The sequence below is a fragment of the Enterobacter sp. JMULE2 genome (assembly GCF_013337145.1).
GTDB lineage: Bacteria > Pseudomonadota > Gammaproteobacteria > Enterobacterales > Enterobacteriaceae > Enterobacter > Enterobacter mori.
In genome coordinates this window covers 209,375-229,335 of record NZ_SGWD01000014.1, presented here as the reverse complement: position 1 = coordinate 229,335, position 19,961 = coordinate 209,375, and the positions used below count along the sequence as shown (strand labels likewise).

Annotated in this window: 16 protein-coding genes and 7 tRNA genes; 21 read left to right on the top strand and 2 right to left on the bottom strand. The window is 54.5% G+C overall.

Annotated features, from left to right (window positions below; translation table 11 throughout):
* Nucleotides 1-144: 144 nt before the first annotated feature.
* Nucleotides 145-2,097 (bottom strand): PTS N-acetyl glucosamine transporter subunit IIABC, encoded by a 1,953-nt coding sequence (gene nagE, locus EXW94_RS16415; RefSeq protein ID WP_108415858.1) that lies wholly within the window; start codon nt 2,095-2,097, stop codon nt 145-147.
* Between the two features lie 329 nt (nt 2,098-2,426).
* Between nagE and nagB the strand changes: the two genes are divergently transcribed.
* From nagB to EXW94_RS16355, 12 genes are all read left to right on the top strand, one after another.
* Nucleotides 2,427-3,227: a glucosamine-6-phosphate deaminase gene (gene nagB, locus EXW94_RS16410; RefSeq protein ID WP_010428635.1), complete on the top strand. Its 801-nt coding sequence runs from the start codon at nt 2,427-2,429 to the stop codon at nt 3,225-3,227.
* Between the two features lie 56 nt (nt 3,228-3,283).
* Nucleotides 3,284-4,432 carry an N-acetylglucosamine-6-phosphate deacetylase gene (gene nagA, locus EXW94_RS16405; protein ID WP_089598895.1) on the top strand — a complete coding sequence of 383 codons (1,149 nt, stop codon included), beginning with the start codon at nt 3,284-3,286 and terminating at the stop codon, nt 4,430-4,432.
* An 8-nt stretch (nt 4,433-4,440) separates the two neighbouring features.
* Nucleotides 4,441-5,661, top strand: coding sequence for an N-acetylglucosamine repressor (locus EXW94_RS16400; RefSeq protein ID WP_010428629.1), 1,221 nt, complete (start codon nt 4,441-4,443; stop codon nt 5,659-5,661).
* A gap of 44 nt (nt 5,662-5,705) precedes the next feature.
* Complete coding sequence (gene nagD, locus EXW94_RS16395; protein WP_010428628.1) at nt 5,706-6,458, top strand: ribonucleotide monophosphatase NagD; 753 nt, start codon at nt 5,706-5,708, stop codon at nt 6,456-6,458.
* Between the two features lie 249 nt (nt 6,459-6,707).
* A complete protein-coding gene (gene asnB / locus EXW94_RS16390; protein WP_010428626.1) occupies nt 6,708-8,372 on the top strand; it encodes an asparagine synthase B in 1,665 nt (554 codons plus the stop codon).
* Between the two features lie 223 nt (nt 8,373-8,595).
* Nucleotides 8,596-8,672: transfer RNA gene (locus EXW94_RS16385), tRNA-Met, on the top strand.
* Nucleotides 8,673-8,680: 8 nt separating this feature from the next.
* A tRNA-Leu gene (locus EXW94_RS16380) sits at nt 8,681-8,765 on the top strand.
* A 23-nt stretch (nt 8,766-8,788) separates the two neighbouring features.
* Nucleotides 8,789-8,863, top strand: a tRNA-Gln gene (locus EXW94_RS16375).
* 32 nt (nt 8,864-8,895) lie between these two features.
* Nucleotides 8,896-8,970, top strand: a tRNA-Gln gene (locus EXW94_RS16370).
* 17 nt (nt 8,971-8,987) lie between these two features.
* Nucleotides 8,988-9,064, top strand: a tRNA-Met gene (locus EXW94_RS16365).
* 44 nt (nt 9,065-9,108) lie between these two features.
* A tRNA-Gln gene (locus EXW94_RS16360) sits at nt 9,109-9,183 on the top strand.
* A gap of 37 nt (nt 9,184-9,220) precedes the next feature.
* A tRNA-Gln gene (locus EXW94_RS16355) sits at nt 9,221-9,295 on the top strand.
* A 95-nt stretch (nt 9,296-9,390) separates the two neighbouring features.
* Here the strand turns inward: EXW94_RS16355 and ubiF are convergent.
* On the bottom strand, nt 9,391-10,566 hold the full coding sequence (ubiF, locus tag EXW94_RS16350) for a 3-demethoxyubiquinol 3-hydroxylase (protein WP_174340555.1): 1,176 nt from the start codon (nt 10,564-10,566) through the stop codon (nt 9,391-9,393).
* Nucleotides 10,567-10,701: 135 nt separating this feature from the next.
* On the opposite strand from ubiF, the gene miaB reads away from it, so the two are divergent.
* The 9 genes from miaB to EXW94_RS16305 all read left to right on the top strand — a co-directional run bounded on the left by miaB (nt 10,702) and on the right by EXW94_RS16305 (nt 19,902).
* Nucleotides 10,702-12,126: a tRNA (N6-isopentenyl adenosine(37)-C2)-methylthiotransferase MiaB gene (miaB, locus tag EXW94_RS16345; RefSeq protein WP_120159149.1), complete on the top strand. Its 1,425-nt coding sequence runs from the start codon at nt 10,702-10,704 to the stop codon at nt 12,124-12,126.
* A 152-nt stretch (nt 12,127-12,278) separates the two neighbouring features.
* Nucleotides 12,279-13,325, top strand: coding sequence for a PhoH family protein (locus EXW94_RS16340; RefSeq protein WP_010428617.1), 1,047 nt, complete (start codon nt 12,279-12,281; stop codon nt 13,323-13,325).
* Nucleotides 13,322-13,789, top strand: coding sequence for an rRNA maturation RNase YbeY (gene ybeY / locus EXW94_RS16335; RefSeq protein WP_010428616.1), 468 nt, complete (start codon nt 13,322-13,324; stop codon nt 13,787-13,789). The genes EXW94_RS16340 and ybeY overlap by 4 nt, the downstream gene beginning before the upstream one ends.
* 89 nt (nt 13,790-13,878) lie before the next feature.
* The gene (gene corC / locus EXW94_RS16330) at nt 13,879-14,757 is read left to right on the top strand and encodes a CNNM family magnesium/cobalt transport protein CorC (RefSeq protein ID WP_010428614.1); all 879 of its coding nucleotides are present in this window, start codon (nt 13,879-13,881) and stop codon (nt 14,755-14,757) included.
* Nucleotides 14,758-14,762: 5 nt separating this feature from the next.
* Nucleotides 14,763-16,301 carry an apolipoprotein N-acyltransferase gene (gene lnt / locus EXW94_RS16325; RefSeq protein ID WP_174340554.1) on the top strand — a complete coding sequence of 513 codons (1,539 nt, stop codon included), beginning with the start codon at nt 14,763-14,765 and terminating at the stop codon, nt 16,299-16,301.
* Between the two features lie 401 nt (nt 16,302-16,702).
* Nucleotides 16,703-17,608, top strand: a complete 906-nt coding sequence (locus EXW94_RS16320; RefSeq protein WP_010428610.1) for an amino acid ABC transporter substrate-binding protein — start codon at nt 16,703-16,705, stop codon at nt 17,606-17,608.
* A 154-nt stretch (nt 17,609-17,762) separates the two neighbouring features.
* Nucleotides 17,763-18,503, top strand: a complete 741-nt coding sequence (gene gltJ, locus EXW94_RS16315; protein ID WP_010428609.1) for a glutamate/aspartate ABC transporter permease GltJ — start codon at nt 17,763-17,765, stop codon at nt 18,501-18,503.
* Nucleotides 18,503-19,177 carry a glutamate/aspartate ABC transporter permease GltK gene (gltK, locus tag EXW94_RS16310; RefSeq protein ID WP_042718003.1) on the top strand — a complete coding sequence of 225 codons (675 nt, stop codon included), beginning with the start codon at nt 18,503-18,505 and terminating at the stop codon, nt 19,175-19,177. Before gltJ ends, gltK begins: the two co-directional genes overlap by 1 nt.
* On the top strand, nt 19,177-19,902 hold the full coding sequence (locus EXW94_RS16305) for an amino acid ABC transporter ATP-binding protein (RefSeq protein WP_010428605.1): 726 nt from the start codon (nt 19,177-19,179) through the stop codon (nt 19,900-19,902). Before gltK ends, EXW94_RS16305 begins: the two co-directional genes overlap by 1 nt.
* Nucleotides 19,903-19,961 lie beyond the last annotated feature (59 nt).

Below are 19,961 nucleotides of genomic sequence, written 5' to 3'. Positions count from 1 at the left end.
CATATGATCTTATAAGCCGGACGTAGTGACAACCCTTAGTTACGGAAAATACGTATCAGATGAAAATAATGGGGGCGTTTGCTGCAAAAAAAAGCGGCGGAGGATATCCCCCGCCGCTTAAGGCATGACTCTACTCAGGAGCGATTACTTGCCTTTAATCTCATACAGTGGCGTTTGGCCCGCAATCACCTGACCTTTCGCCTGGATAACCAGACCGCTGAAGTCGTCGATATTGCTGCATACGACCGGGCTGATCATCGAGCGCGCGTTGGCGTTCAGGAAGTCCAGATCCATTTCCAGAATCGGCTGGCCTGCCACTACTTCTGCACCCTCTTCCACCAGGCGAGTAAAGCCCTGGCCGTTCAGCGCAACGGTATCGATACCCATATGGACAACGATCTCCGCGCCTTTTTCCGTTTCGAGGCAGAACGCGTGGTTGGTGTTGAAGATTTTCACGATGGTACCGGCAGCAGGAGACACAACGGTTTTGTCCGTTGGCTTCACGGCCACGCCGTCACCGACCGCTTTGCTGGCGAACGCTTCGTCAGGTACCTGCTCAATGGCAACCACGTCACCCGTAACCGGGGACACCAGCGCTGCCACCGTCACGGCGTTAGGCACGGCCTGCGGCTTCACTACCGGGGCTGCCGTCGATGCAGTCGCGCTGTCGGCTGAGGCCGCCGCTACCGGGCCACGGGCAACCACTTTCTTCATTTCGTCACCGATGGATTCCGCTTTGGCGCCCACGATAACCTGGATAGTTTGCTTGTTCAGTTTAACGACGCCCGATGCGCCAAGGCGTTTACACATTGCATCGCTTACGCGCGCCGAGTCACCTACCGTCAGACGCAGACGGGTAATACAGGCATCAATGGCTTTCAGGTTGTCAGTCCCTCCGACGGCAGCGATATAGCTGGTCGCCAGCTGAGTCAGACCCTCTTCGGTATTGCTGTTGGCTTCGCTGGTCACCACTTCGTCGCTGGTATCTTCACGACCTGGCGTTTTCAGGTTAAACATGCGGATAACCGCAGTGAACAGAAGGAAGTAGACAACGAAGAAGATCAGGCCCATCACCATCAGCATCCAGACGTTACTGCTTGCCGCTGGCAGGTTGTACATCAACACATAGTCGATTGCGCCTGCGGAGAAGGAGAAGCCAGCATGGATGCCCAGCAGAGTCGCCACAAACAGGCTGATACCGGTAAGCACCGCGTGCATCAGATACAGCAGCGGAGCCAGGAACATGAACAGGAATTCCAGCGGTTCGGTTACGCCAGTCAGGAACGCGGTAATCGCAACGGACAGCAGCATACCGCCAACCATTGGGCGACGCGCTTTTGGCGCAGCCAGGTACATTGCCAGCGCAGCGCCCGGCAGACCAAACATCATGATTGGGAAGAAGCCAGACATGAACATACCCGCGGTGCCGTCACCCGCATAGAAGCGGTTGATGTCGCCGTGGAATACCGCACCTGCCGCGTTGGTGAATTCACCAATCTGGAACCAGGCGATGGTGTTCAGTACCTGATGCAAACCGGTTGGGATCAGCAGACGGTTAATGAAGCCGAAGATGCCTGCACCCATTGCACCCGCTGAAACGATCCACTCGCCGCCCGCATGGATCGCATGCTGCACCGGTGGCCAAACGTAACCAAAGATGGCGGCCAGAACCAGACAGAAAAAGCCCGTCGCAATCGGCACAAAACGTTTGCCACCGAAGAAGCTCAGGAAGTCTGGCAGCTTAATATTCGCCCAGCGGTTATAGACCGCGCCACCGACCAGACCGGTAATGATACCCGCCAGCACACCCATGTTAATTTCAGGGTTAATGGTGACCATTGCTTTCGTCAGGATGAAGTAACCCACTGCCCCAGCCAGTGCCGCTGCACCAGCACTGTCTTTGGACCAGCTTGATGCCACACCGATGGCGAAAATCAGCGCCAGGTTGTCAAAAATTGCACCGCCTGCCTGAGCAATAAACGGCACATTAAGAAGATCGGGTTGCCCGAATCGCAGCAGCAGCGCTGCAACCGGTAGCACGGCGATAGGGAGCTGCAAAGCCCTACCGAGGCGCTGGAAAAAACCTAAAATATTCATCCTATTCCCCCTACGAGACCCCTTATTAAGGCTCGTGCATAAACTATGTTTTTATTGTGTCACGAACGATAGATACCGTTGATGATTCACTGGCAGTGTGAGTGTGTGAAAAATTAATTCGTATCGCAAATTAAACACCCGTTTTTTGTGATTTTTGTCACCAAATATCGTAATCACTCCTCCCTTCCACTGGCTAACAGCGAAAACTTATTTTATCATTCAAAAAATCAAGACGGATTGATCCGGCCTGAAAGGTTCCAGGTTACGCTTGAGTATCAGGTTGCACTAATCATCCGCCCACTTTTTTAATTAAACTTTAGAGGTGAACAATGAGACTGATCCCCCTGGCAACAGCTGAACAAGTCGGTAAATGGGCTGCGCGTCATATCGTTAACCGCATTAATGCGTTCAAACCTACCGCCGATCGTCCTTTCGTTCTTGGCCTTCCAACCGGCGGTACCCCGCTGACAGCGTATAAAGCCCTGGTTGAAATGCACAAAGCGGGCCAGGTTAGCTTTAAGCATGTTGTGACCTTCAACATGGACGAATATGTTGGCCTTCCAAAGGAACATCCGGAAAGCTACCATAGCTTCATGCACCGTAATTTCTTTGATCACGTTGATATCCCTGCTGAAAATATTAACCTGCTGAATGGAAACGCGCCTGATATTGACGCAGAATGCCGTCAGTACGAAGAAAAAATCCGTTCTTACGGTAAAATCCACCTGTTCATGGGTGGCGTGGGCAACGATGGTCATATCGCGTTCAACGAACCAGCGTCTTCTCTGGCTTCCCGTACCCGTATTAAAACGCTGACCCATGACACCCGCGTGGCAAACTCCCGTTTCTTTGACGGTGACGTGAACCAGGTTCCAAAATACGCCCTGACCGTTGGCGTAGGCACCCTGCTGGATGCCGAAGAAGTGATGATCCTGGTGCTGGGCGGCGTGAAAGCGCAGGCACTCCAGGCTGCCGTTGAAGGCAACGTTAACCACATGTGGACCATCAGCTGCCTGCAGCTGCATCCTAAAGCCGTCGTCGTGTGTGACGAACCGTCCACGATGGAGCTGAAAGTGAAAACGCTGAAATACTTCAACGAGTTAGAAGCAGAGAACATCAAAGGTCTGTAATTGAATAACCGCCTCTGTATGCAGAGGCGGTCGCTTTTTTTAAACCGGGGGTCGTTATGTACGCTTTAACCCACGGTCGGATTTATACCGGCCATGAAATTCTGGATGACCACGCGATTGTTATCGCGAATGGCCTGATTGAACGTGTTTGTCCGCTGGCAGAACTGCCGCCGGAGATTGAACAGCGCTCACTCAATGGAGCAGTAATCTCCCCCGGTTTCATCGACGTACAGCTTAACGGCTGCGGCGGTGTGCAGTTCAATGACTCCGCGGATGCCGTGACGGTCGAAACGCTGGAGATCATGCAGAAAGCCAATGAGAAATCGGGCTGCACCAGCTATTTGCCAACGCTCATCACCAGCAGTGATGACCTCATGAAGCAGGGTATCCGCGTGATGCGTGAATACCTGGCCAAACACCCTAATCAGGCGCTGGGTCTGCACCTTGAAGGACCGTGGCTGAACATGGTGAAGAAAGGTACGCATAACCCTGACTACGTCCGCAAACCGGACGCTGAGCTGGTCGACTACATGTGTGCTAACGCCGATGTGATCACCAAAGTGACGCTGGCACCTGAAATGACCGGTACTGACGTTATCAGCAAACTGGCTGCCGCCGGGATCGTGGTGTCAGCGGGTCACTCAAACGCCACGCAGAAAGAAGCGAAAGCCGGTTTCCGCGCAGGTATTACTTTTGCGACGCATCTGTACAACGCAATGCCGTATATTACCGGTCGCGAGCCGGGGCTGGTTGGCGCAATTCTGGATGAGCCAGACGTTTACTGCGGCATTATCGCAGACGGCTTGCACGTCGATTTCACCAACATTCGCAACGCAAAACGCCTGAAAGGCGACAAGCTGTGTCTGGTAACAGATGCCACAGCGCCAGCAGGGGCAAATATTGAGCAGTTCATTTTTGCTGGTAAAACAATATACTACCGCAATGGACTCTGTGTGGACGAAAACGGCACGCTGAGCGGTTCTGCCCTGACCATGATTGAAGGGGTACGTAACCTGGTTGAGCATTGCGGCATTGCGCTTGATGAAGTGCTGCGTATGGCGACGCTTTATCCGGCTCGCGCAATGGGCGTGGATAAACAGCTTGGCGGAATTGCACCGGGTATGGTTGCAAACCTGACGGCGTTCACACACGATTATAAAATTATTAAGACCATCGTTAATGGTAACGAGGTCGTCACTGAGTAAGTAAAAGTATGACACCAGGCGGACAAGCTCAAATCGGTAATGTCGATCTCGTTAAACAACTTAACAGCGCGGCAGTTTATCGCCTGATTGACTCACACGGGCCAATCTCTCGAATTCAGATAGCCGAACAAAGCCAGCTTGCTCCCGCCAGCGTAACAAAAATTACGCGTCAGCTTATTGAGCGCGGTCTGATCAAAGAAGTCGATCAGCAGGCCTCCACCGGGGGCCGCCGCGCCATCTCCATCATTACCGAAACCCGCAATTTCCAGGCGATTGGCGTGCGTCTTGGGCGTCACGACACCACCCTTACGCTTTACGATCTGAGCAGTAAAGCCATCGCTGAAGAGCACTATCCGCTTCCGGAGCGCACCCAGGAGACGCTGGAACACGCGCTGCTGAACACTATCGCGCACTTTATTGAGAGCTGTCAGCGTAAGATCCGCGAGCTTATCGCTATCTCAGTGATCCTGCCCGGTCTTGTCGACCCGGAAAGCGGCGTGATTCGTTACATGCCGCATATCCAGGTCGAGAACTGGGGGCTGGTCGACGCGCTGGAAAAGCGCTTTAAAGTCACCTGCTTTGTGGGACATGATATTCGCTCGCTGGCGCTGGCTGAGCACTACTTTGGTGCAAGCCAGGACTGCGAAGACTCTATTCTGGTGCGCGTACACCGGGGGACGGGTGCGGGCATTATCTCGAATGGCCGCATTTTCATCGGTCGCAACGGCAACGTCGGCGAGATTGGTCACATTCAGGTTGAACCGCTCGGCGAGCGCTGCCACTGCGGCAACTTCGGCTGCCTTGAAACGGTTGCCGCCAACGCCGCCATCGAGCACCGCGTTCGCCATCTGCTGGAACAGGGCTATCAAAGCCGTGTAACGCTGAACGACTGTAAGATCGGTGCCATCTGCAAAGCCGCTAATAAAGGCGATGCGCTGGCCTGCGAAGTGATCGAGCAGGTTGGACGCCATCTTGGCAAAACCATCGCCATTGCTATCAACCTGTTTAACCCGCAAAAAGTCGTGATTGCCGGGGAAATCGTCGAAGCCGAAAAAGTCTTACTGCCCGCCATTGAAGGTTGCATCAATACCCAGGCGCTGAAAGCGTTTCGTCAGAATTTACCGGTAGTGCGATCTACATTGGATCACCGCTCCGCAATTGGTGCGTTTGCCCTGGTAAAACGCGCCATGCTCAACGGGATCCTGCTCCAGCATTTGCTGGAAAGTTGATCGGGACTTATAGTAACGCCTTCTTTTTTGATGCCGGATTGTCCATGACCATTAAGAATGTAATTTGTGATATCGACGGCGTGCTGATGCACGACAACGTTGCCGTGCCGGGTGCTGCGGAGTTTCTTCACCGCATCATCGACAAAGGAATGCCTCTGGTTCTTCTCACGAACTACCCTTCCCAAACCGGTCAGGATCTGGCAAACCGCTTTGCCACGGCGGGCGTCAACGTGCCGGACAGCGTGTTTTATACCTCCGCGATGGCAACCGCTGATTTTCTGAAGCGTCAGGAAGGAAAAAAGGCCTATGTCGTCGGTGAAGGCGCGCTGATCCACGAGCTGTATAAAGCAGGCTTTACCATTACCGATGTGAACCCGGACTTTGTGATTGTCGGCGAAACGCGCTCCTTTAACTGGGAGATGATGCATAAAGCTGCGTATTTTGTCGCCAGCGGCGCGCGCTTTATCGCCACCAACCCGGATACGCACGGCCGTGGTTTTTATCCGGCCTGCGGCGCGCTGTGCGCCGGTATTGAGAAAATCTCCGGTCGTCAGCCGTTTGTGGTCGGTAAACCGAGCCCGTGGATCATTCGTGCCGCGCTGAACAAGATGCAGGCCCACTCCGAAGAAACCGTGATTGTCGGCGATAACCTGCGCACCGATATTCTGGCCGGTTTTCAGGCAGGTCTTGAGACCATCCTGGTGCTTTCTGGCGTCTCTCAACTTGATGACATTGACGCGATGCCGTTCCGGCCAAGCTGGATTTACCCCTCCGTCGATGAAATCGACATTATCTGATACCGAACCACGCCTCAGGGCGTGGTTTTTCATTTCTGGCTCGCAAAACCAAATCGCCATCTAATAAAAAACGTCATCCATTGAATAATCATCAATAAAAGCGCGTCAGGCGTACGCTTTTTTCAACATTCTGCAATCACCATTGCGCTATTTGCGTTTTCCCCGGTAAAACGCTTGCGCGCCCTCACCCTTTGCGGCATTTTCATAAGCAAGCAACATTACAAAGCAACAGGGTTAACGGAGAAGGTTATGTGTTCAATTTTTGGCGTACTGGATATTAAAACTGACGCAGGCGAACTGCGTAAGAAAGCACTCGAACTGTCCCGCCTGATGCGCCATCGCGGCCCGGACTGGTCAGGCGTCTACGCCAGCGATAAAGCGATTCTGGCTCACGAACGTCTGTCCATTGTTGACGTCAACGCCGGTGCACAGCCGCTGTATAACGAGAAAAAAACGCACGCGCTGGCGGTAAATGGTGAAATCTACAACCATCAGGCGCTGCGCGCCGAATACGGCGATCGCTACGCGTTCCAGACCGGTTCCGACTGTGAAGTGATCCTGGCGCTGTATCAGGAAAAAGGCCCGGAGTTCCTGGACGACCTGCAGGGCATGTTTGCCTTCGCGCTGTACGACAGTGAAAAAGACGCTTATCTGATTGGCCGCGACCACATCGGTATTATCCCGCTGTACATGGGCCACGATGAGCACGGCAACTTCTACGTTGCGTCTGAAATGAAGGCCCTGGTCCCGGTGTGCCGCACCATTAAAGAGTTCCCGGCAGGCAGCTACCTGTGGAGCAAAGACGGTGAGATCCGCCAGTACTACCAGCGCGACTGGTTCGACTACGACGCGGTAAAAGACAACGTGACTGACAAAGCCGAGCTGCGTCAGGCGCTGGAAGATTCCGTAAAAAGCCACCTGATGTCAGACGTGCCTTACGGCGTACTGCTCTCCGGCGGCCTGGACTCCTCCGTGATCTCCGCGATCACCAAAAAATTCGCAGCCCGTCGCGTGGAAGATCAGGAGCGCTCTGAGGCCTGGTGGCCGCAGCTGCACTCCTTCGCTGTAGGCCTGGAAGGGGCTCCTGACCTGAAAGCCGCGCAGGAAGTCGCGAACCACCTCGGCACCGTGCACCATGAAATTCACTTCACCGTGCAGGAAGGTCTGGATGCGATCCGCGATGTGATCTATCACATTGAAACCTATGACGTGACCACCATCCGCGCCTCAACGCCGATGTACCTGATGTCGCGTAAGATCAAAGCGATGGGCATCAAAATGGTGCTCTCCGGTGAAGGTTCTGACGAAGTGTTTGGCGGCTACCTGTACTTCCACAAAGCGCCGAACGCCAAAGAGCTGCACGAAGAGACCGTGCGTAAGCTACAGGCGCTGCATATGTTTGACTGCGCGCGCGCCAACAAAGCGATGTCCGCCTGGGGCGTGGAAGCGCGCGTGCCGTTCCTCGATAAGAAATTCCTCGACGTGGCGATGCGCATCAACCCGCAGGACAAAATGTGCGGCAACGGTAAGATGGAAAAACATATCCTGCGCGAATGTTTTGAATCCTACCTGCCGGCGAGCGTGGCGTGGCGTCAGAAAGAGCAGTTCTCTGATGGCGTAGGTTATAGCTGGATCGACACCCTGAAAGAGGTGGCGGCGAAACAGGTTTCTGACCAACAGCTGGAAACCGCAAGCTTCCGCTTCCCGTACAACACGCCGGGCTCGAAAGAGGCGTATCTGTACCGTGAAATTTTCGAAGAGTTGTTCCCGGTACCGAGTGCTGCCGAATGTGTACCGGGTGGTCCTTCCGTTGCCTGCTCGTCTGCCAAAGCGATTGAATGGGATGAATCGTTCAAATCCATGAACGATCCGTCAGGACGTGCGGTCGGCGTTCACCAGTCTGCCTACAAATAATCAATATGAAGACGTCAGGCCCTCCGGGGCCTGATTTTTTTCCCCACTTTTCACCTGCTAAAACCGATTAATAACCAATAATTGCCGAATATTCGGCCACGCTGTTCGCAACCTAACCAAACAGTCACATTCCGGCTATTTTCGTTGAAAAAGGTGTTGACGCTGCAAGGGTCTATACGCATAATGCGCCCCGCAACGCCGATAAGGTAACGCGAAAAAAGATGGCTACGTAGCTCAGTTGGTTAGAGCACATCACTCATAATGATGGGGTCACAGGTTCGAATCCCGTCGTAGCCACCATCTTTTTTGCGGGAGTGGCGAAATTGGTAGACGCACCAGATTTAGGTTCTGGCGCCGCAAGGTGTGCGAGTTCAAGTCTCGCCTCCCGCACCATTCCCAGGATAGCGTTGCACGGATGGGGTATCGCCAAGCGGTAAGGCACCGGTTTTTGATACCGGCATTCCCTGGTTCGAATCCAGGTACCCCAGCCATATTTCTTCGATTTTGCGGTTCTCCGCGGTATTGGGGTATCGCCAAGCGGTAAGGCACCGGTTTTTGATACCGGCATTCCCTGGTTCGAATCCAGGTACCCCAGCCATCGAAGATTGCAGTACTGGCTACGTAGCTCAGTTGGTTAGAGCACATCACTCATAATGATGGGGTCACAGGTTCGAATCCCGTCGTAGCCACCAAATTAGTAATCTGTCGAGTTATTCGATAGACTAGAAAAAATTGTTGGGGTATCGCCAAGCGGTAAGGCTCTGGTTTCTGATACCAGCATTCCGAGGTTCGAATCCTCGTACCCCAGCCAATTTAAAAAAGTCGTTAAGCAGTCTGTTTAACGCAATTGGGGTGTCGCCAAGCGGTAAGGCTCTGGTTTCTGATACCAGCATTCCGGGGTTCGAATCCCTGCACCCCAGCCACTTAAGTAACAAAAAAGCCCGCTCTGCGGGCTTTTTTGTTTTTGTACAGAATTGTGTGGCCTTTTTCCCTCTCCCACGGCGAGAGGGAAAAAGGATTAGAGTCCGAGAGCGTATTTCAGCGCCTGGCGCTTCAAACCACCGGCTCGCTCTGCCGCCATCAACCCAATGTTACGCAAAATGCGCACCGGCCCCAGGTCGTTACTGAACCCGGCGTAGAACAGATCCATCCCCGACTGCATGATGAAGTTATCCGCCATACGTCGCGTCTGGTAGCGTTTCAGAATCTGATGGCTGGCCCAGGCTTCAGCATGAGTGCGCGCATTACCTAACACGTCCAGTAACGCGTCGACATCACGATATCCCAGATTCACCCCCTGCCCGGCCAGCGGGTGAATGGTGTGCGCCGCATCGCCCACCAGCGCCAGCCCTTCACGGGCATACTGTAAAGCGTGACGGCGCGTGAGCGGGAATGCGCCAGCCGCAACCGGCGTGACGTGACCTAAGCGGCTCGGGAAGTGCAGCAGAATCTCACGCTGCAGCTGTTCCATACTCAGCCCCTGCAGCTGGCGAATGCGCGCCGGTTTGTCGTACCACACCAGCGAGGCCCAGTTATCAAACAGCGGTAAAAAGGCGTGCGGGCCGTTCGGGGTAAAGTGCTGCCAGGTGCTCTCACCGGGCGCATTTTCACACTGAACGGTGATCAGCATGCAGGATTGCTGATACTGCCAGGCATGAACGCCAATGCCCGCCATCTGTCTGACCTGCGAATTGGCACCATCCGCCCCCACCACCAGCTTCACGGTCAGCTCATCGCCGTTATCCAGCGTCAGCACATATCCCCCCGGTTGATGATGCAACGCCTTGAGGGAGTCAGGAACACGCAGCGTGACGTTCGGGTGCGCCTCCAGCGCCTGCCAGAGCGCGAGCTGGAGCACGTTGTTCTCTACCATATAGCCCAGACGCGGCAGCTTCAGCTCGGCGGCATCAAACGCGACGTGGGCATTTTCCCACTCCCAGGTTTCGAGACGGCTGTAAGGATGCGCGCGCATCGCCAGCACCGCCTCCCAGACGCCCAGCCCGCGCAGCAGATCGACAGACGCCGCGCTGATCGCGGAAATGCGCACATCCGGTTTGCTGGCGGGATCGAAGGCTGGCGGAGCAGACTGTTCAATTACCGTTACTTCAAATCCCTGTTGCGCCAGCCCCAGCGCCAGCGCGCCGCCGACCATACCGCCGCCGACAACGGCAACTTCGGTGTGTAGGAGTGTCATGGTCAATTTTCCTTATTGGAGAATCCCTTAAGTTTACCGGATTTTTGTGGTCTTGAGGCCCATAACCTTCATACTGGTCACAACCCCACCAAAGCATTACAATACGCGGCTTGCAATCCTGAGCTGAGCAAGTCGATGACTAAAAAACTCCATATAAAAACCTGGGGCTGTCAGATGAACGAATACGATTCATCCAAGATGGCCGATCTGCTGGATTCAACCCACGGATACCAGCTGACAGAAAACGTGAAAGAAGCGGACGTGCTGCTGCTGAACACCTGTTCGATTCGTGAAAAAGCGCAGGAGAAAGTCTTTCACGTATTAGGCCGCTGGAAGCTTCTCAAGCGTAAAAATCCGGACCTGATCATTGGCGTGGGCGGCTGCGTCGCATCGCAGGAAGGTAAGCTGATCCGCCAGAGAGCGCCGTATGTGGATATTGTCTTTGGCCCACAGACCTTGCACCGCCTGCCAGAGATGATCAATAAGGTGCGCGGCAATCGCAGCCCGGTCGTTGACGTCAGCTTCCCGGAGATCGAAAAATTTGACCGTCTGCCAGAGCCGCGCGCTGATGGCCCGACTGCTTTCGTCTCCATCATGGAAGGCTGCAACAAATATTGTACTTACTGCGTGGTGCCTTACACCCGCGGTGAAGAGGTCAGCCGCCCGGCGGATGACATTCTGTTTGAAATCGCGCAGCTTGCTGCACAGGGCGTTCGCGAAGTGAACCTGCTGGGCCAGAACGTTAACGCCTGGCGCGGTGAGAACTACGACGGCACCACCGGCAGCTTTGCTGAACTGCTGCGCCTGGTGGCTGCGATTGACGGCATTGACCGCATTCGCTTTACCACCAGCCACCCGATGGAATTTACCGACGACATTATTGACGTGTATCGCGATACGCCAGAGTTGGTGAGCTTCCTGCACCTGCCGATTCAGTGTGGCTCTGACCGCGTGCTGAACCTGATGGGCCGTCCACATACGGTGCTGGAGTATAAATCCACCATTCGTAAGCTGCTTGCCGCGCGTCCGGATATCCAGATCAGCTCCGACTTTATCGTTGGCTTCCCTGGCGAAACCACCGATGACTTCGAGCGCACCATGAAGCTCATTGGTGAAGTGAATTTTGACGTCAGCTACAGCTTCATCTTCTCTGCGCGTCCTGGAACACCTGCGGCCGATATGGTTGACGATGTGCCGGAAGAAGAGAAAAAGCAGCGTCTGTATATTCTGCAGGAGCGTATTAACCAGCAGGCCAACGCGTGGAGCCGCCGTATGCTCGGCACCGTTCAGCGCATTCTGGTGGAAGGCACCTCGCGCAAGAGCATTATGGAACTGTCCGGTCGTACCGAAAACAACCGCGTGGTGAACTTTGAAGGCACCCCGGACATGATCGGTAAATTCGTGGACGTCGAGATTGTCGACGTGCTGACCAACTCGCTGCGCGCGAAGCTGGTACGCACCGAAGACGAAATGGGCCTGCGAATTGCTGAATCTCCGGAATCCGTTATCTCTCGCACTCGCAAAGTCAACGATTCAGGCGTGGGCATTTACCAGCCGTAATCCTTCTGGCCTGCCTTTCCGGCAGGCCTTGTATTTCCTCTCGTCGTCCCAATATGCATAGCAATGCTTGCGCCTTTAATCTAAGGCGTGAATACTTTCGGTAATGACAGTTTTATGTCGCCAGGCCTACAAAACACTCAAAGAGGAACGGTTTGAATATAGACACGCGTGAAATTAGCCTTGAGCCCGCAGACAACGCTCGCCTGCTGAGCCTGTGCGGGCCGTTTGATGACAACATCAAACAACTGGAACGACGTCTGGGTATCGAAATCAATCGTCGCGATAACCATTTCAAACTCACCGGACGCCCTATCTGCGTCAACGCGGCTGCGGATATTCTGCGCAGCCTGTATGTCGATACCGCCCCAATGCGTGGCGAGATTCAGGACATCGAACCGGAACAAATTCACCTCGCCATTAAAGAGGCACGCGTGCTTGAGCAAAGCGCGGAAAGCGTGCCGGATTACGGCAAGGCGATCAACATCAAGACTAAACGCGGCGTCATTAAGCCACGTACGCCGAACCAGGCGCAGTATATCGCCAATATCCTCGACCACGACATCACCTTTGGCGTGGGCCCGGCAGGTACGGGTAAAACCTATCTCGCCGTTGCCGCTGCGGTGGATGCGCTGGAGCGTCAGGATATCCGTCGTATTCTGCTGACCCGCCCTGCCGTTGAAGCGGGTGAAAAACTGGGCTTTCTGCCGGGCGATTTAAGTCAGAAAGTGGACCCTTACCTGCGTCCGCTTTATGACGCGCTGTTCGAGATGTTAGGCTTTGAGAAAGTTGAAAAGCTGATTGAGCGTAACGTGATTGAAGTTGCGCCGCTGGCCTACATGCGTGGCCGTACGCTTAACGACGCGTTCATCATTCTCGATGAGAGCCAGAACACCACCATCGAACAGATGAAGATGTTCCTGACGCGTATTGGCTTTAACTCGAAAGCGGTTATCACCGGTGATGTCACCCAGATCGACCTGCCGCGCAGCACCAAATCTGGCCTGCGCCACGCCATTGAAGTCCTGGCCGAGGTCGATGAAATCAGCTTCAACTTCTTCCACAGTGAAGACGTCGTTCGCCACCCGGTGGTCGCACGTATCGTTAACGCCTATGAAGCCTGGGAAGAGGCAGATCAAAAACGCAGGGCCGAACAGGCCGCGGAACGTAAGCGCGAAGCGCAGGAGCAAGAACAGAAATGAGTCAGGTGATCCTCGATTTACAGCTGGCCTGTGAAGACAATTCCGGCATGCCAGATGAGGCACAGTTTCAGAAATGGCTGGATGCGGTTATCCCCCAGTTTCAGGAAGAATCAGAAGTCACGATTCGCCTGGTGGATGAAGCAGAAAGCCATGAGCTTAACCTGACCTACCGCGGGAAAGATAAGCCGACCAACGTGCTCTCTTTCCCGTTCGAAGCGCCACCGGGCATCGAGATGCCGCTGCTTGGCGATCTGATCATCTGCCGTCAGGTGGTTGAACAGGAAGCCAAAGAGCAGCAAAAGCCGCTCGACGCCCACTGGGCGCATATGGTGGTACACGGCAGCCTGCACCTGCTGGGCTACGATCACATTGAAGATGACGAAGCGGAAGAGATGGAGTCCCTCGAGACAGAGATAATGCTTGCTCTGGGCTATGAGGATCCGTACATTGCCGAGAAAGAATAGTCGGTCTAACGCCTGACTAACATGCCGCCGCGTAAGGACATCGCGCGGCGGTAAACATTGAACTCACAAGAGAACCCTTAACAAACGCCATGAGCGACGACAATTCACACAGTAGCGACACGACAAACAGTAAAAAGGGATTTTTCTCCCTCATTCTGAACCAGCTTTTCCACGGCGAACCGAAAAACCGTGATGAACTGCTGGAGCTGATTCGTGATTCCGGGCAGAACGACCTTATCGACGAAGATACGCGCGAAATGCTCGAAGGGGTCATGGACATCGCCGACCAGCGCGTCCGCGATATCATGATCCCCCGCTCGCAGATGATCACCCTGAAACGTAACCAGACGCTGGACGAGTGCCTCGATGTGATCATCGAATCCGCCCACTCGCGTTTCCCGGTCATCAGCGAAGACAAAGATCACATCGAAGGGATTTTGATGGCCAAAGATCTGCTGCCGTTTATGCGCAGCGATGCCGAAGCCTTCAGCATGGAAAAAGTGTTACGCCAGGCCGTGGTTGTGCCGGAAAGTAAACGTGTGGATCGGATGCTGAAAGAGTTTCGCTCTCAGCGTTACCACATGGCGATTGTTATTGATGAATTCGGCGGCGTCTCAGGTCTGGTCACGATCGAAGATATTCTTGAGCTGATCGTAGGCGAAATCGAAGACGAGTATGACGAAGAAGAAGATATCGACTTCCGTCAGCTTAGCCGCCACACATGGACCGTGCGTGCGCTGGCCTCGATTGAAGACTTCAACGACGCCTTCGGCACTCACTTCAGCGATGAAGAGGTCGATACCATAGGCGGACTGGTGATGCAGGCCTTTGGTCATCTTCCGGCGCGCGGAGAGACCGTTGACATCGACGGTTACCAATTCAAAGTCGCCATGGCCGACAGCCGACGTATTATTCAGGTTCACGTCAGAACGCCGGACGACTCACCGGTGCCAAAACTGGAAGATTAATGTAAATGGCATTTGCCCCATTACTTGAACGCCAGCGCGTCCGTTTGCTGCTGGCGCTGTTGCTCGGAGCCAGCGGTACGCTGGCTTTTTCTCCTTATGACATCTGGCCCGCGGCCCTTCTCTCCCTGATGGGGCTTCAGGGTTTAACCCTGAATCGGCGTCCGGTACAGGCTGCCGCCATCGGTTACTTCTGGGGGCTGGGGCTGTTTGGCTCAGGCATCAACTGGGTCTACGTCAGCATCGCGCAGTTTGGCGGCATGCCGGGGCCGGTTAACATCTTCCTCGTTGTGCTGCTCGCCGCCTATCTCTCGCTCTATACCGGACTGTTCGCAGGGATCCTCTCGCGTCTGTGGCCTAAAACCACCTGGCTGCGCGTCGCGATTGCCGCACCGGTTGTCTGGCAAATTACCGAGTTCCTGCGCGGCTGGGTGCTTACCGGCTTCCCGTGGCTGCAGTTCGGCTACAGCCAGATTGACGGCCCGCTGAAAGGGCTGGCACCGGTGATGGGCGTTGAAGCCATTAACTTCCTGTTGATGGTGGTCAGCGGCCTGCTGGTGCTGGCGCTGGTCACGCGCTGCTGGAAACCGCTGGCTGTGGCGCTGGTGCTTTTCGTCCTGCCCTTCCCGCTGCGTTATATCCAGTGGTTCACGCCTGAACCCGAGCGCGCCATGCAGGTCTCCATGGTGCAGGGGAATATCCCACAGTCCATGAAGTGGGATGAGAAAGAGCTGCTGAATACGCTGAAGATCTACGCCAACGCCACCGAAGAGGTGATGGGTAAATCGCAGCTGATTATCTGGCCGGAGTCCGCCATTCCCGATCTGGAAATTAACCAGCAGCCGTTCCTCAACATGATGAACGATCTGCTTGTGGCGCGCGGCAGCACACTGATTACCGGCATCGTTGATGCACGCCTGAATCAGCAAAACCGCTACGACACCTACAACACCATCATTACGCTCGGCAAAGACAGCGAATACAGCTACAACTCCACCGACCGGTATAATAAGAATCACCTGGTACCGTTTGGTGAATTTGTCCCGCTGGAGTCGATTCTGCGCCCGCTGGCCCCGTTCTTTGACCTGCCGATGTCCTCTTTCAGCCGCGGTCCGTACGTTCAGCCTCAGCTGCACGCGCACGGTCTCGCCCTGACGGCGGCCATCTGCTACGAAATCATTCTCGGGGAACAGGTGCGCGATAACTTCCGCCCGGATACTGACTATCTGCTGACCATCTCCAACGATGCGTGGTTTGGTAAGTCAATCGGCCCGTGGCAGCACTTCCAGATGGCGCGCATGCGCTCCCTGGAGCTGGCGCGTCCGCTGCTGCGCAGCACCAACAACGGCATCACCGCTGTGATTGGTCCGCAGGGTGACATTCAGGCGATGATCCCGCAGTTCACCCGCGAGGTGCTGACCACTACAGTCACGCCTACCACGGGGCTGACGCCGTACGCGCGTACCGGCAACTGGCCGCTGTGGATTTTGACCACGCTGTTCGGCTTTGCCGCGGTGCTGATGAGTCTGCGTCAGCGTCGTAAATAATTTTACCTTCTGTTGCCGGGTGGCGCTGACGCTTACCCGGCCTACATTTTTGCTCCCGTAGGTCGGGTAAGGCGTAGCGGCCCCCCGACAATACCCTCCAAACTCCCATTCTGGCACGCCTATTGCTTTGTTTATTCGCGCAAACGCAGTTTGGCTTAACGTGCAACCTTGTCGCACCAGCGTCGATCATCGGCAGCACCGAAACGGTGCAACGAAAGATTATTGCCTCTGAATGGTGCGGCGCGCTTCGCAAAAATAAACAATAACGCAGCAAAATCTTTACATTAAGCCAGACTAAATGTTAACAAGCTTGCATAACACTGCACTCGCATAGCGCGAGATATAACAACATCACAATGGGTATCAATGCGTCACTGGCGCTGATAAGAAAGGAGTTGGGTATGCAATTACGTAAACTGGCCACAGCAATGCTGGTTATGGGAATGTCTGCTGGCGTCGTTCACGCTGAAGATGCTCCGGCAGCAGGCAGCACTCTGGACAAGATTGCCAAAAACGGCGTCATCGTGGTCGGCCACCGTGAATCTTCTGTCCCGTTCTCTTACTACGACAACACGCAAAAAGTCGTAGGCTATTCACAGGATTACTCCAACGCCATCGTTGAAGCTGTGAAGAAAAAGCTGAACAAACCTGACCTGCAGGTGAAGCTGATCCCAATCACTTCACAAAACCGTATTCCACTGCTGCAAAACGGCACCTTTGATTTCGAGTGTGGCTCCACCACCAACAACCTTGAGCGTCAGAAACAGGCCGCCTTCTCCGACACCATCTTTGTCGTGGGTACCCGTCTGTTGACCAAGAAAGGCGGCGCAATCAAAGATTTTGCTGACCTGAAAGGCAAAGCGGTCGTTGTGACCTCCGGTACGACTTCCGAAGTGCTGCTGCACAAGCTGAACGACGAGAAGAAAATGGATATGCGCATCATCAGCGCGAAAGACCATGGCGACTCCTTCCGTACCCTGGAAAGCGGTCGTGCCGTCGCGTTTATGATGGATGACGCCCTGCTGGCGGGCGAACGGGCGAAAGCGAAGAAACCAGACAACTGGGAAATCGTGGGCACCGCGCAGTCGAAAGAAGCCTACGGTTGTATGCTGCGTAAAGACGATGCTGACTTCAAAAAGCTGATTGATGACACCATCGCGCAGGCACAGACATCCGGCGACGCGGAAAAATGGTTCGACAAATGGTTCAAGAACCCGATTCCACCAAAGAACCTCAACATGAACTTTGAACTGTCTGACGACATGAAAGCACTGTTCAAATCACCAAACGATAAAGCGCTTAACTAATTAGAACGACAGGGGCGGGATCTCCTGCCCTCTCGATTGTCGGGAAGCATGGACAGACTATACGTTGAGTGGTCGTTCCCCACTCAGCGCGAAAATGAGCTTCTCACCAATCTTCGAGGGTAGCGCTGCTACCCTTTTTTTTCTGGAGTTTATTATGTCAATTGACTGGAACTGGGGCATCTTTCTGCAACAAGCCCCGTTCGGCAACACCACCTATCTTGGCTGGCTGTGGAGCGGCTTTCAGGTCACCGTTGCGCTATCGATAACGGCGTGGATTATCGCGTTTCTTGTCGGTTCGCTGTTCGGTATTCTGCGCACCGTTCCCAATCGCTTTCTTTCAACACTCGGCACCCTGTACGTGGAACTGTTCCGTAACGTTCCGCTAATCGTGCAGTTCTTTACCTGGTATCTGGTCATTCCGGAACTGCTGCCGGAAAATATCGGCATGTGGTTCAAGGCGGAACTGGATCCTAACGTTCAGTTCTTTGTCTCTTCCATGCTGTGCCTGGGGCTGTTCACCGCCGCGCGCGTTTGCGAACAGGTGCGTGCAGCTATCCAATCACTGCCGCGCGGGCAAAAGAACGCGGCTCTGGCGATGGGCCTGACGCTGCCGCAAGCCTACCGTTACGTTCTGCTGCCTAACGCCTATCGCGTTATCGTTCCACCGATGACGTCAGAGATGATGAACCTGGTGAAAAACTCGGCCATCGCCTCGACGATTGGTCTGGTGGATATGGCGGCGCAGGCGGGTAAGCTGCTGGACTACTCCGCCCACGCGTGGGAATCCTTCACCGCGATTACCCTCGCTTACGTTCTGATTAACGCTTTCATCATGCTGGTGATGAACCTGGTTGAACGCAAAATTCGCCTGCCGGGCAATCTGGGGGGCAAATAATGTACGAATTTGACTGGAGTTCTATCGTTCCATCCATGCCTTACCTGCTGGATGGCCTGGTAATCACCTTAAAGATCACCGTGATCGCCATCATCATCGGTATCGTCTGGGGCACCCTGTTGGCGGTGATGCGCCTGTCGAGCTTTAAACCCCTCGCCTGGTTTGCGACTGCCTACGTTAACGTCTTCCGCTCCATTCCGCTGGTGATGGTGCTGCTGTGGTTTTACCTGATTGTTCCCGGCTTCCTGCAGAACGTACTGGGACTGTCGCCGAAAACCGATATCCGCCTGATCTCCGCCATGGTGGCATTCTCGATGTTTGAGGCCGCTTACTACTCCGAGATTATCCGTGCGGGCATTCAGAGTATCTCCCGCGGGCAGTCCAGCGCCGCACTGGCTTTGGGGATGACCCACTGGCAATCCATGCAGCTCATTATTCTGCCGCAGGCGTTCCGCGCCATGGTTCCGCTCCTGCTGACACAGGGCATCGTGCTGTTCCAGGATACCTCTCTGGTCTACGTCCTGAGCCTGGCAGACTTCTTCCGTACCGCGTCCACCATCGGCGAGCGTGATGGTACGCAGGTTGAGATGGTCCTCTTCGCGGGTGGGGTCTATTTTGTGATTAGTTTAAGCGCGTCGCTGTTGGTCAGCTGGCTGAAGAAAAGGACTGTATAATGATTTCCCTGAAAAATGTTTCGAAATGGTATGGGCACTTTCAGGTGCTGACCGACTGCTCCACCGAAGTGAAAAAAGGCGACGTCGTCGTGGTGTGCGGGCCGTCCGGCTCCGGTAAGTCGACGCTGATCAAAACCGTTAACGGCCTGGAGCCGGTGCAGCAGGGTGAAATTGTCGTCAACGGTACCAAAGTGAACGACAAGAAAACCAATCTTGCTCAGCTTCGCTCACACGTCGGCATGGTGTTCCAGCATTTTGAGCTGTTCCCTCACCTCTCTATCATCGAGAACCTGACGCTGGCACAGGTTAAAGTGCTTAAGCGTGATAAAAAGGCATCGCGCGAGAAAGGGCTGAAGCTCCTGGAACGCGTGGGTCTCTCGGCACATGCCGATAAGTTCCCGGCACAGCTTTCTGGCGGCCAACAGCAGCGCGTGGCGATCGCCCGCGCGCTGTGTATGGATCCGGTGGCGATGCTGTTTGATGAGCCAACGTCGGCGCTCGATCCTGAGATGATCAACGAAGTGCTGGACGTAATGGTCGAGCTGGCGCACGAAGGGATGACCATGATGGTCGTAACCCACGAAATGGGCTTCGCCCGTAAAGTGGCCAACCGCGTGATCTTTATGGACGAAGGGAAAATTGTGGAAGACTCTCCGAAAGAAGAGTTCTTTGCCAACCCGAAATCTGACCGCGCCAAAGACTTCCTCGCCAAAATCCTGCACTAATCTTCCCGGTGCGCGATCTGCGGATTGCGCACTGCTTCACGCTTTCACACTCTGCTTCT

Coding starts and splice junctions, on each gene's coding strand:
- nagE (WP_108415858.1), bottom strand. CDS start 2,097: ATGAATATTTTAGGTTTTTTCCAGCGCCTCGGTAGGGCTTTGCAGCTC.
- ybeY (WP_010428616.1), top strand. CDS start 13,322: ATGAGTCAGGTGATCCTCGATTTACAGCTGGCCTGTGAAGACAATTCC.
- lnt (WP_174340554.1), top strand. CDS start 14,763: ATGGCATTTGCCCCATTACTTGAACGCCAGCGCGTCCGTTTGCTGCTG.
- EXW94_RS16320 (WP_010428610.1), top strand. CDS start 16,703: ATGCAATTACGTAAACTGGCCACAGCAATGCTGGTTATGGGAATGTCT.
- EXW94_RS16305 (WP_010428605.1), top strand. CDS start 19,177: ATGATTTCCCTGAAAAATGTTTCGAAATGGTATGGGCACTTTCAGGTG.
- nagA (WP_089598895.1), top strand. CDS start 3,284: ATGTACGCTTTAACCCACGGTCGGATTTATACCGGCCATGAAATTCTG.
- ubiF (WP_174340555.1), bottom strand. CDS start 10,566: ATGACACTCCTACACACCGAAGTTGCCGTTGTCGGCGGCGGTATGGTC.
- EXW94_RS16400 (WP_010428629.1), top strand. CDS start 4,441: ATGACACCAGGCGGACAAGCTCAAATCGGTAATGTCGATCTCGTTAAA.
- gltJ (WP_010428609.1), top strand. CDS start 17,763: ATGTCAATTGACTGGAACTGGGGCATCTTTCTGCAACAAGCCCCGTTC.
- gltK (WP_042718003.1), top strand. CDS start 18,503: ATGTACGAATTTGACTGGAGTTCTATCGTTCCATCCATGCCTTACCTG.
- nagD (WP_010428628.1), top strand. CDS start 5,706: ATGACCATTAAGAATGTAATTTGTGATATCGACGGCGTGCTGATGCAC.
- asnB (WP_010428626.1), top strand. CDS start 6,708: ATGTGTTCAATTTTTGGCGTACTGGATATTAAAACTGACGCAGGCGAA.
- nagB (WP_010428635.1), top strand. CDS start 2,427: ATGAGACTGATCCCCCTGGCAACAGCTGAACAAGTCGGTAAATGGGCT.
- miaB (WP_120159149.1), top strand. CDS start 10,702: ATGACTAAAAAACTCCATATAAAAACCTGGGGCTGTCAGATGAACGAA.
- corC (WP_010428614.1), top strand. CDS start 13,879: ATGAGCGACGACAATTCACACAGTAGCGACACGACAAACAGTAAAAAG.